This window comes from Candidatus Zixiibacteriota bacterium, from assembly GCA_029860345.1.
In the GTDB taxonomy this organism is placed as follows: domain Bacteria; phylum Zixibacteria; class MSB-5A5; order GN15; family FEB-12; genus JAJRTA01.
In genome coordinates, this window is record JAOUBJ010000007.1 from 127,446 (window position 1) to 140,278 (window position 12,833).

Consider the following 12,833-nt stretch of genomic DNA (forward strand, 5'->3'; position numbering starts at 1 on the left):
GATTTGGTTTCGTGTTTTCTTGTTTAAGCGGGGACGTTTTGCCGGACCTTTCGTGGAACCAATTGACCATGGAGTCGTTGCATCCATTAGTAATATGTCCCGTACAGATGAACAGATTTGGAAAGATGCGTGCAAAGGTGATCACGCCGCCTGGAAGGAACTGGTGGATCGCTATCAGTCACTGGTTTACACCGTGGCTCTCCGTAACGGTCTCTCGATGGCCGATGCCTCCGACTGTTTCCAGCACACCTGGCTGGCCCTATGGCAGAGCCGGAAGCGCCTGAAAGAACCTGAGCGGTTATCAGCCTGGTTGGTAACCACTGCTCGTCGAGAGTCCATACGTATGTCTCGCCAGTCTCGCAGAATGGTGTCCGACGAGTGCCTAAGCGCTGAACCGGACCGGTCGGCGACGCCGGATATTGAATTTGAACAACTCGAACAACAATCGAAACTTCAGACCGGTCTGGATCAGATGGGTGAACGGTGCCGTAAGCTACTGAACCTTATGTTCTTTGCTCCCGAGGAACACAGCTACGAGCAGATCGCCGCCAAGTCGGGGATCGCCTTCAACAGCCTGGGTCCGATCAGGCGAAGGTGCCTCGAACAGCTCAAAGAGATTCTTGGAAAACTGGGCTTTTCGCATGTACGAGGAAAGGTGTAGCCCCCTCTGTAAGACAGAGAAGGATGAAATATTAAGGACCCAATCATGGCAAAGCCGACCCGAAGACAAGACCTTATAAAAGCAATCAAGAAAGGGAAACTGTCCCAGTCGTTTTTGCGGTCACTGACCGAGGATGAGAAGATATTCGTGGAGCTTTACAGGGAATTCCCAACGGCCGGCCTTGACCGCATGGTTGACGCTCCGGCCGCTCTGGTGAAACGGGCTTGCGAGATTCCTGTTTCCGTCCCTGTCCACCAGCGACTACGATCACTGGTTGCAAATCTGGTTTCAGACTCCTGGGCCACTCCTCAGGTGGCCGGAGTTCGGGGAACAACCGAAATCGATCACCGTTCTCTGCGGTTCGGTGCCGAGGCTGCTATCGTTATGTTGCGAGCTGAGAAGCAAAGAGGTGAATGGCACTTTCTGGTTGAGTTATCGGAAACCGACCTGCCACAATCGCAGTGGTGCCTGAAAGTGGGTAGCCGTACCGTCGAGAGAACCGAAACCGGGTTGTTCGAATGGTCATCCAAAAGGCCCCCAAAAAGCGTTGACCTTGTCTGTGATGACGGTTCCACAATTCAATTGCCGGAGATATCTTGGAAGCGCACGACAAAGTAGAATCTCAAGCGCGAGTGTTTATCAGGACCGGCACAACCGGAAGGCTGGCGCCCGAGGACTTGGCGATTGCTTGTGGTCGATTCATCCAGGACGTTTCGCGTAGGTCGTTGTCTGAATCCCTTGCCTTAGCCAAGCTGTTCTCGGGGCGAGTCAACAGACATGGTCAACCGCTTCGCTATCAGGCCGCCAGGTCGCTGGCACGAGTTTATCATCTTAACAGCCAACACTCTCAGGCCGAGGTGGCCTATCTGCGAGCGCGGAGGTTGGCAGGTTCGGACCGGCTGGCAAAGGCTCGCATCGATAGGTCCTTAATCGATCTCTATATGTATCTCGGCGATTACACCAAGGCCAGACGGCGCGCCCAACAAGCGTTGAAGGTTTTCACCGAACTCGGCCGTGGGGATGAAGAAGCGATGACCCGCGTCAATCTGGCCAATCTGCTTCATCGACAGGACCGCCATGTCGATGCAGAGCGCGAGTACGACTGGGCAGCCGGATACTTCAGATCGATCAAGAACGACTTAGCCGAAGCACGCTGCCTCTACAACCAAGCCAACACACTGGTACAACTGTTTGAATTGGACAAAGCTGAAAAGCTATATGCCCGCGCGTTCTCCATTTACAACCGGGCCGGCCATACGATTGACGCCACCGACTCACACTACGGTCTTGCCTGGTTGCACATGTTGCAGGGCCGGTTCCACCAGGCACTGGTAGAGCTGGGAAAGTGCGAAGAGAGTTATAGACTGAAATCCCAGTGGCGCGGTGTAGCACTCTGCGAATTGGACCGGGCTGAAGTATTCCTCAGTTTGAACCTGATGGAAGACGCCCTGGTAAGCGCCGAAGGGGCCGAGAAATGGTTTCGCGGAAGGAAGTTCAATTATGAAGCGGCCAAAGCCGCTTTCTTCGTGGCCAAGGCAGCCTCCGCCTTAGGTAGCAAGCGCAAGGCTGCTCGATCAGCTTCACGGGCGTTCGACGGATTTCAAAGGGAAAGAAACAGTGGTTTTCTGGGGGCGGTTCACCTGCATCTGGCATCCACCGATCAATCTTCGGTCGGCGAGAAGCAGAGTCTTACGCAGGCTCGCCGGTTGTTCGACCGGGCACAGTTACCGCTGTGGCAGGCTTACTGCGATCTGTTGGCCGGTTCCCGGGGAGATCAGAAGGCCATGACGAGACTTGATGCCAACAAGGCTGTACAATGGGTGCCTCATCTTTTTGCCCAATGGCAGGTCTTAATCGGAGACGAGTGTGCCGCCGAGGGGAATATGGTAGCGGCGAGAAAACGGTGGGCTCGCGCCGCCAATAGGCTGGACCGAACCCGGTCGCAACTGCCGCCCGTGGAGTTGCGCCACGGTTTCGGGCGAGATATCCCCAGTCCTCATTTGCGTTTGATACACTCTGAAATACAATTCGATCCTCGGCGAGCCGCGGCGTGGCTGGAGCGTTTCAAGACATCCGGATTGTGGGCGCCAATATCACCGGCACTGATTGAAGACCCGGTACGAGGAGGCGTGGAGAATTCGCTTTCCGCCCTGGCCGACTCGGTTGCCGGGTTTGCTTCAAACCTGAGTGGTCAGGCCGGAGAACGAGGTGTTGCAACCGCCAACGGCAGACGCAGGGTTGATCGATTGCAGCGTGACGTCAAACGCCGGATTTCCCAACTGGAGGAGTTTCGCGATCGGGACCCGCTGCACGTTGATCGAATTCTTGAATTGATAGACCACTCGTCGGCAAAGACCATTGTAGTTCAGTTCGCCATTATCGGGGAAGACCTGGTGGCTTTCACACACAGGACCGGAAACACCGAGACTATGGTTTGGCGGGGCGGTCGCACGAAGTTGGAAACATACATGCGGCGGTGGCGTTTTATACTTGAGAAAGAAGCAGGTTTGCAGAACCCATCGAAGGTCGGCCCCGACAGTCTCGAAACAAAAGTTCTGACCGAGATCGGCGAGTGGCTGTGGCGACCCCTGGAGACGGTGCGGTCGGCTAAACGAATCCTGGTGATACCCGACGGAGAATTAGCCAACCTGCCCTGGCAGGCGCTGCACCTGGACGGTCGACCCCTGTGTGAACAACATGAATTTGTGATTTCTCCCAGTGTTCGACACTATGTGAAAGCGCGCAGGACTGTTTGTCGAACAAACAAAACAGAAGTGTTTTTGGGTAATGTTGACAATCTTCCCGCAGTGGAGAAGGAGATCGCCGCGCTAAAACTTCATTCAAAGGGTCCGATCAACGTACACTCGTCGGCCCGTCGTTGTGACTGGCCCGAGGATGGTTCCTACGGGCTCTGGCACTTTGCCGGCCATGCAGTCCATCGGGCGGACAACCCCTTCTACTCTTATCTGGAAATGGCCGACGGTCCGTTTTTCGCGGCCGACCTACGATTAAGACGGGCACGAGTGGGGATGGTGACGCTATCGGCCTGCCGTTCGGGAGAGCAGGTCGCAATTCCCGGCGAGGAATCAACGGGGCTTGTCCGTTCACTCCTGGAGATGGGCGTTCGTAACGTCGTGGCGGCCCACTGGCCGGTCTCCGATATATCCGCAGCGATGTGGATGACCAGTTTCTACAAAGAGTATTACTCCGGTCGCACTCCGGCGGAGGCGGCTCGGAAGTCAACTATGAACGTTAAAGAGAGCTGTGAATCAGCCTATCATTGGGCAGCCTTTTCGGTGTTCGGTGCAGGAATATAGAGGTGATACCATGTTGAGACTTACCATACGAATTCAGTTGTGGCTGGCGATTCTTCTTGTCGTAACCTGGCCGGTGTTTAACGCGGCGGCCGGTTCGACGGGAGACTACAGTCCCGGAGATTTGGTGTGCGCCGTGACCCAGCCAGCGTTCATCGACAGCATCAACATAGATTACGGCACCACCGTAAAGAACTTCCTTCCGCAGATAGGCGGGTATTTACTGGAGGTTCCCAACGGGTCGGACATTGAGGCCCTGGCCTTGGATATTGCATTGCGGCCCGATGTCCTTTACTGCGAACCAAATTTCCTCCTGGATGCCCCGGAAGGTGTGCAATCGTCTCAGGGCTTTATCGACGAGATGCAGGTAGGCAGTTTCCTCGACCAAAACGCCGCCGCGCTGATCAACCTCGCTGGAGCGCACGATCTTGTGACCGGAGGAAACGTGTCCGTCGGTATTATTGACGCCGGCGTCAACATGACTCATCCTGATTTGACCCAGAACGTAGCCAGCGGATTCGACTATGTGGACAACGACAGTAATGCCGTTGACGAGCCGGGCGGTCGCGCCTCCGGTCACGGTACTTTTGTCGCCGGATTGGTGAGCCTGGTAGCGCCCGACGCCGACTTGATTTCATACCGAGTGTTGGACACCACCGGCCGAGGCAATGGTTACACTATCGCCGAGGCTCTGTTGCAGGCGGTGGCCGATGGCTGTCGCGCAGTCAATCTTTCGATTGTGATGACCGGAAAGCACTCCACCCTTGATGAGGCTATCTCTTTTGCCCGCGACCAGGGTGTTGTCGTCACAGCCGCTGCCGGGAACGACTCCACGGGTCTCGAACGGTTTCCGGCAAAGGACTCTTATACGCTCGCTGTAGCGGGGGTCGACTCCAATTTGGTCAAGGCTGACTTCTCCAATTTCAACGGCAAGGTGGATATTTGCGCCCCGGCTACAAGAGTGTACGCGCCGTATGACGACTCGATGTATGCCTGGTGGGACGGAACCAGTTTCGCTGCGCCTTTCGTAGCCGGTCTGGCCGCGCTGCTCTATGAACGACATCCCGGCGCTTCCTGGGATGACATCATTAATAGTATTCTGGAGCCGGCCGTAGACATAGATAGTCTGAACGAGGAGTACGCAGGCATGCTCGGATCGGGACTGATTGATCCTGTTGCCTCTCTCCGTTTTCTTGATTTGCAGAAGTGCGGCGACATAGACGGCAACGGTCAGGGACCGGACATCTCAGATCTGATCTACCTTGTAGATTACATGTTCAACGGCGGGGCCGTCCCGCCCGTGCTCGAACTGGCCGATCTGAACGGTGACGGCGTACCGGCCGAAATAGGGGACCTGGTGCACTTGGTTGATTACATGTTTAGCGGCGGACTCCCCCCGGCCTGCGATCCATAATGGCTTAAATCCGAAGTATGGCAGAAAGCCCGCTGGAAACAGCGGGTTTTTTTTGAGCTTTCTTGTACGAACCAGTCCACAACTCCCTCTGTGTAGTAAATGGAGAAAAACAATCCATGTTAGTGGTAACTTTAACTATCGGAGGTTCTCATGCTGAGAAAGAAAAACAGTCTGCTGGCAGCCCTGACTTTGGTGCTCGTGGCTGCGATGGGCATCGGATGCTCAACAGACAGTCTGCTCGGATCCAACGAAGGCACGACCAGCAATCGGGCTGACATCCTGGCGGCGCCCGGCGACCTTGGTCGAACCAATAACTACACCTATTCCTACTACGGCCTCGTGATGAAAGTCGAGCCGAATGAGCGCGTGCTGGCTCTGGGTAAAGAAGAGCAAATGGTACTGGTCGACAAGAATGCACAGGCGTTCTTTATCCCCGACGGCAAAGAAATCCCGGACATCTTCGGCTTTATCGAAGAGGGGATGATAATGGGTTTTTACGGCAAAGCCCCCCGTACCAGGAATGAACTGCCGGTCATCGAACTGATTGAAGTGAAGAAAGACAGGCCGAACGCATCCATTGGAAACCAACAATAGCATGTAGTAACCTCTGTGCTATCGGTCACTTAGCCCTGTCCTCCGGACAGGGCTATTTTTTTTCGATTTTCTGTACGAGAGGACGGGCTCACCGCTCTGTGTAATAAAGAGAAAATGAATCAATGTACTCTACAAACATCAAGGAGACCACAATGTCTAAAGTCAACCGATTCGCATTAACTGCAACCATGGGTTTGGCCCTGCTGGTCATGTTGGTTGCCGGTTGTTCCAAACAGTCACCGGTCGGTCCGTCGCTTTCGACCTCGGATGGAGAGTATTTTCTTCCTGACGGCGCCGCAACCGGTGGTGATGTCGATTTGTACGGACGAGTTGCCACTATTGATTCCGCATCCAGAATGATGACTCTGGTCGGCAACCCCACTAATATTGAGGTTGCCGCGGACGCTGAAGTCGTCTGGAAGGATGACGGTAACGAGATTCCCATCGATCTTTCCGAAATCAATCCCGGCGACTCAGTCGACGTCCGAGGGACGATGACCGGTGGAAACAGCCTTCTGGCCGATCGAGTGCGGGTGCGCGCCAACGACACCCCGGAGAACGAGCTGGAGACATCCGGAAGAGTAGAGACTGTCGATCCGGCGCTGCGGACGATTACCCTCGTCGGCGTCGCCTTACAGATCAACGTGGCAGCCGGAGCCGAGATAGTCCAGAAGCACTCGGGTGTTGAGACTGTCATTGAACTGTCCGACATTCTGCCGGGAGATTCTGTGGATATCAGGGGTGACGTGCAGACCGATGGTTCCCTTCTGGCCAACCGTGTTCGCGTGCGCGACGGTGACGATTTCCGCGCCGATCTGGAATTCTACGGAACTGTAACAGAGATCAATTACGCCGAGTCCTGGCTTACCGTTGACAGTCGAACCGAGAAGATATTCGTCGATTCCAACACCTCCATTTTTGTCAAGTCCGGCTCCGACCCAAATGGCGGTGCACTCGCAAAACGGGGTGGTGGGGACGATGATGATGACGACGGACATCTTCCAATCTACTTTGCTTTCGAGGATATCATGGTCGGTGACTCTCTTGAGGTCCATGCCAATGTGGTCAATGAGTCTACGCTGTATGCCGTGGCTATCGAAATCGAGGATGGCGCGGCCAACGACAATATGCAGGTGGAAGTAAAGGACACACTTGCAACTGTGGATGTTGAGGCGAGAACAATCACGCTCGTCGGACAGGCATGGACCGGTATTGTCAACGAGAACGCCGACTTACGAGGACTGAATGACGAGCTGTTGACCCTGGCCGACTTTGGTGCGGGAGAACTGGTCGAAGTCAAGGGATTCGCTCAGTCCGACGGCACCGTTTTGATTACACGCATGCACAAGGACAACAACTGACTGTTGTTTGACTCATAAAACCTCGGCATGTTGCTTTGCCGATGTACCCATAGGACGGTCGGGTGCCTTGCCCGGCCGTCCCTTTTTTGTGTTCGAGCATCACTGAGCCAATACGACTGCAAGCGGTAGTAAACCTTCATCATTATGCAGCTGTCTTAACTGGCGAGTCTGGAAATGTTGTGTTCAAGGATCATTTCACCTCTATTCGTTTGCCGAAAAAAACGCGACCGTCCAGAAAGTTCTTTCGAAATCCGAATATTTGGTTATATCGTATGAACAGACTTGAGAACTTCGTGAATGACTCTTGGTACTTATATGTCTAAAGACAGTGTATTGATAATCCTGCTTGTCTGTTTGGTTGTTCCGGTTTCCGTAACAGCACAATCCGATCCGTTACCGGACAGGACTCACATAGCCGTCGGTGTTGAGAATCCTATTATGTTTAATCTCCAATCTGTCATCGATGGCTGCTGTGTGGATATTCGAGGCAATATTGACGGAGATCCCTTGGATCAGATCGATATCTCTGATCTTGTTTACCTGGTAGATTATATGTTCAGCGGTGGCCCGGAGCCGCCATGCATCGACGAGACCGATGTAGATGCCAGCGGTGGAATAGACATCAGCGATTTGGTGTACGTTGTTGACTATATGTTCACCGGCGGCCCACCGCCGGGTGCTTGTCCGTCTTTGATAAGTATCGTAGGACTTCAACCAGATGACGACACTGTAAACGGTACCGCGAACGTTCTGGATACGACACAGTTCCAGGTCGTCCTGTGGGCTAAGACCAATCAATGGTATGTTCAACCGACAGTCGCAGACCCGTATACCCATATCCAAGGCGATGGCTCGTGGTCAAACTACACTCATCCATGGGATCGGATAGTAGCATTGCTGGTTGATTCGAGTTATCTCCCCGAATCTATTAGGGACTATCATCCATCATTGGATTCTGGAGTTATAGGCTGGGACGAATATCCCGGCAAATCGATTAGGTTTGTTAATTGGAGCAACTTTTGTTGGCAGGTCAAGACAGGCGATCTTGTCGGTCCCGGTCCGAATTATTTCTCAGATGATACTGCCAATGTTTGGATAGACCAACAAGGTCGAATGCATCTAAAAATCGACTCCCGTGACAGCAAATGGTATTGTGCGGAACTGGTTCTTGATCATTCACTGGGGTATGGTGTTTACTCATTCAAGCTTGATTCGAGGGTTGACAGCTTAGACTTCAATACCATTTTGGGCTGTTTCGTTTACGAGACGACGAACCAGGAATTCGACATTGAGTTTTCGCAGAGGTTGGCAAACCCTTTCAATGCGCAGTTTGTAATCCAACCATGGTATACATCTGGAAATATCGAGTTCTTTAATATGCCGAACAGCACCCAGACATCCCATTCCTGGGAATGGCGCTCGGATAGTATTGTCTTCCAAAGCTGGAATGGACACGCTGATACTCCCACGCCCACCACATTAATCCACACCTGGACCTACACAGGCGAAGACATCACGATACCGGGCGGTGAAAGGATGAGGTTTAATCTCTACCTCTATGGTGGAGACGCGCCGACTCAAGGAACCGGGGATGAAGTGATCATCACATCATTTGAGTATTCTGAGTAATCAAAGGTCACCTCTTTACAATGACCAACCCTCAAGGGTCAGGATAATTTGCCTAAACCGACATCCTCTTGTTATATTGGCAAGCGATAACTGGGTCTTGGATTCCGGCACCAGTTGTGAGAAGACAAACAGAGGAAAGCGAAGTTGGACTACCGTTCTGTTTCATTGCGTAGAAAAGAAAACCCTGCTGGGGCAAGACAGGCATCCATCGCAGTCCACAGGTAGCGCTTTCAATTCATAATCGACAAGACAAGACGAGAGGCAAACCTTTGGAGCACTCTGATACAAATAAATCGCGGTACTACCTGAATGAAGATGGTGAGTTTATCATCACCGATTATAACTCATCAAAACCGTTTTCAAGTTTTTTCCCCGGCATTGCCGGAGTGAACGGAATTCCCATGTGGGTTTTCTACGTAAACCGTGGGCAGTGTATCTCCAGCATGGGGATTCAGGACAAAGACCATTCCATCATGGAGTTCCTGCCGGCAAACTGGGCCTATAATCTGGTAGCCAGACAAGGCTTCAGAACATTTATCAAGCTATCCGATGATTCGTCATGCAGCTATTATGAGCCGTTCCAGAGTCACTATATTGATAGGCAGCTGAAACGAACTCAGCGAATGATTATTGCACCATCGCATTTAACACTTGAAGAGGTCAATCATTCACTGAATCTGAAATTCTCGGTCGAGTATTTCACCGTCCCCCAAGACAATTACGCCGGTCTTGTACGAACGCTGCGCATTGACAATTTGGGCCCCGACTCGGTCGCTTTGGACGGACTGGACGGGTTACCCTTGATTGTTCCGTATGGTGTTGATAATTTTTGTCTGAAGAATATGAGACGAACAATCGAGGCTTTTGTCGAAGTCAGCAATTTTTGTGAAAAGGTACCCTTCTTCAGGAGTAAAGTGGAGCCGGACGATCGAGCCGATGTCATGCGGATTACGAGGGGGAACTTCTATGTCGGTTTTGAAACAGACGGATCAGATACAAATATAATCGCACCAATTGTCGACCCGACCAGAATCTTCGGGACCCAAAGCGACCTGAGTTATCCTAAGAGATTTCTGGCGGTGTCAGCGGAAGAGGTTTTCAACGATCAAATCCTGGAAAACCAACTCCCATGTGCTATGGGCCTATTTCGTGCCACAATCCCGGCGGGGGAGAGTTACACTTACACTTCGATCATTGGCCATGCTTCATCCATTCAGGAATTGAACGGGATGGTTCCACATATTGCCAGTCGAGATTACGCAGAATCAAAAGCACAAACAAATCAGGAGATCGTACAGACACTGACTCAGAATAATCTAATCTGTAGCAGTGAACCTACGCTGGATCACTATGTCAGGCAGAATTTCCTGGACAATGTCATGAGGGGTGGCCTTCCCTATACGATAGATGGAGATAAGGCCCGTTCAACGCTTTATCTGTATTCTCGCAAGCATGGCGATATGGAAAGAGATTACAATGACTTTCGTCTCATGCCAACTTATTACTCACAGGGAAACGGGAATTTCCGTGACATTAACCAAAATCGCCGCTCCGATGTGCTGTTTAATCCGGATATTCAAGAATACAATGTGGAATACTTCTATAACCTGATCCAACTTGACGGTTTCAATCCGCTTGTTTTAGGAGAGATCTACTTCGCAGTTGGGGACAGGGACAAATTGTACTCTATCTTAGAGAAGTTCATAGAGGCCGAACATGTACAAACTGTCAAGTCCTTCTTCGATGAGTCCTTTACTCCTGGGGAATTGTTAGTATTCCTCGATGAGCAGGATATTGCGCTTGGCGCCGACTCGGAGATATTTCTCGGAGAGATTCTCGACCATTGCCGCAGAATCTGTGACCCCGACCATGGCGAAGGTTTTTGGACCGATCACTGGACTTACAATCTGGATCTATTGGAAAACTACTTAGCCGTTTATCCGGACAAATTCCCAAATCTGCTGTTTTGGAAGAAGACGTTTTCTTTTTATGATAATCCGCATCGCGTGCTGCCCCGCGAAGATAAATATGTTCTTTGGGAACAGAATGCGATGCAACTCGGCGCCGTGGTCCTGGACGAGGAAAAAGAAAGACTGATTGAGAATCGGGATCAGAATCCTAATCAGGTTCGCATCCAATCGGGCACGGGTGACGTCTACTACACATCACTGTTCAATAAGATACTGTGTCTGATAGTCAATAAGCTGGCTTCTCTGGATCCCGAAGGAGTCGGTGTGGAAATGGAAGCTGGAAAACCAAGCTGGTATGACGCACTTAATGGATTACCTGGTTTATTCGGATCGAGTATTAGCGAATCGCTGGAGATCAAGCGGCACATTCTGTTTCTTATAGACAAGCTTCATGAGTCGAAGATTGATATTGAGGAGATAGCTATCTTCGAGGAGTTGAGTGAGTTCATGGAGACAGTACATGACATTCTCACACGTAACCTCTCACCATTCGAGTTCTGGGACAGCGCTTCAACAGCCAAAGAACATTACCGTGAGAAGATAAGAATGGGGATTAGCGGAAAAGAGACAACGGTCGAGTTTGTCAGGATTAGAGATTTCTTCGCGGCTGCTCTGGGCAAATTGAACGAAGGTATTGAAAAAGCACGAGATCAGGAAAGTAATACTCTATTCACGTATTTTTGTTATGATGTGACTGGTTACCAGATGTTGGAGACCACAGATTCTCACGGTGAGAAGAAGCCGAAATACAATGCCAATGGGCAACCGTGTATAAAGGCTTTGGAATTCAAACAAGTCGCATTGCCTCTGTTTCTGGAAGGGCCGGTGCATTATCTGAAGTGTCTCACTGATATGAAAGAGGCTAAGGAATTTGCTGCAAGTGTCAAGGCGAGTGGATTATATGATAGTCCTTTGAAGATGTACAAAGTCAATGCATCACTGTCGGACCAGCCGTTGGAGATTGGGCGCGCCAGAGTTTTTTCACCTGGTTGGCTGGAAAATGAATCAATCTGGCTTCACATGGAATACAAATATCTGCTTGAACTGTTGCGCGCCGGGCTCTACTCTGAGTTCTTTCAGGAGTTCAAGAACGTATGCATACCGTTCTTGAATCCGGATGTATATGGCAGGTCTCTTTTGGAAAACTCGTCTTTCATTGTCAGCAGTGCCCACCCCGACCAGTCAATCCATGGAAACGGTTTTGTGGCACGATTAAGCGGGGCGACTGCCGAGTTCATTCACATCGTGCAACTGATGGCAGTAGGTCCCCGGCCTTTCCGGCTCAGCCCCAAAGGAGAGCTGCAACTTGGTCTCAACCTTTCCCTGCCTGGGTGGCTTTTCACTCAAGAAACGCGAAAGATAAGACTGTTCAGACAGAATCAATGGCAAGAAGTTGAACTGCCGGCCAGAACCTTCACCTTTATGTTTCTTGGTAAAATCCTGGTCACCTACCACAACATCGAACTGAAAGACACATACGGTGCGGCCGGAGTGACACCTGCCGAATGGAGAATAGCAGATAAAAGTGGGATTATTCAAACATTCAACACCGAGACCTTGAGCGGAGAAATAGCCTATAACATTCGTGAAAGAAAGGTCGACAAAATAGACATAGTGCTCCGTTAATCTATTCGTTGGCAAGGGAGATGATTGTTAAAGACTGGTAAATGGGATATAACCGTGACAGCCGATGAAAACCATTGCCATCGCAGCAACTCTGGTTTAAATTCAGATAATAATTGTCGGGTATGTTTCCGGCTTCTACTATTAGGCCAATTCGTTGTTTGCCAGGTGAGTCTTATAGGATGAATACTCGTGAATTTCATTACAAACGTTGTTTTGCGTTTTCCCGTAATCGCTGCAATGATTTTGCTCGCTTGCAACCAGAAT

8 protein-coding genes are annotated in these 12,833 nt (G+C 51.2%); all 8 read left to right on the forward strand.

Features of this window, described 5'->3' with window-relative positions; translation table 11 throughout:
* Positions 1-94 precede the first annotated feature (94 nt).
* The 8 genes from OEV49_09065 (at position 95) to OEV49_09100 (ending at position 12,569) form a co-directional block, all read left to right on the forward strand.
* Entirely contained in the window at positions 95-661 is a 567-nt protein-coding gene (locus OEV49_09065; GenBank protein ID MDH3891221.1) for a sigma-70 family RNA polymerase sigma factor, read from the forward strand.
* 45 nt (positions 662-706) lie between these two features.
* Entirely contained in the window at positions 707-1,279 is a 573-nt protein-coding gene (locus OEV49_09070; GenBank protein MDH3891222.1) for a hypothetical protein, read from the forward strand.
* Entirely contained in the window at positions 1,258-3,978 is a 2,721-nt protein-coding gene (locus OEV49_09075) for a CHAT domain-containing tetratricopeptide repeat protein (GenBank protein ID MDH3891223.1), read from the forward strand. The genes OEV49_09070 and OEV49_09075 overlap by 22 nt, the downstream gene beginning before the upstream one ends.
* Before the next feature lie 10 nt (positions 3,979-3,988).
* Complete coding sequence (locus OEV49_09080) at positions 3,989-5,389, forward strand: S8 family serine peptidase (protein ID MDH3891224.1); 1,401 nt, start codon at positions 3,989-3,991, stop codon at positions 5,387-5,389.
* A gap of 150 nt (positions 5,390-5,539) precedes the next feature.
* A complete protein-coding gene (locus tag OEV49_09085; GenBank protein ID MDH3891225.1) occupies positions 5,540-5,983 on the forward strand; it encodes a hypothetical protein in 444 nt (147 codons plus the stop codon).
* 152 nt (positions 5,984-6,135) lie between these two features.
* Positions 6,136-7,344 carry a DUF5666 domain-containing protein gene (locus OEV49_09090; protein MDH3891226.1) on the forward strand — a complete coding sequence of 403 codons (1,209 nt, stop codon included), beginning with the start codon at positions 6,136-6,138 and terminating at the stop codon, positions 7,342-7,344.
* A 315-nt stretch (positions 7,345-7,659) separates the two neighbouring features.
* Positions 7,660-8,973, forward strand: a complete 1,314-nt coding sequence (locus OEV49_09095) for a hypothetical protein (protein MDH3891227.1) — start codon at positions 7,660-7,662, stop codon at positions 8,971-8,973.
* 269 nt (positions 8,974-9,242) lie between these two features.
* A complete protein-coding gene (locus OEV49_09100; protein MDH3891228.1) occupies positions 9,243-12,569 on the forward strand; it encodes a hypothetical protein in 3,327 nt (1,108 codons plus the stop codon).
* The last annotated feature ends 264 nt before the right edge of the window (positions 12,570-12,833 follow it).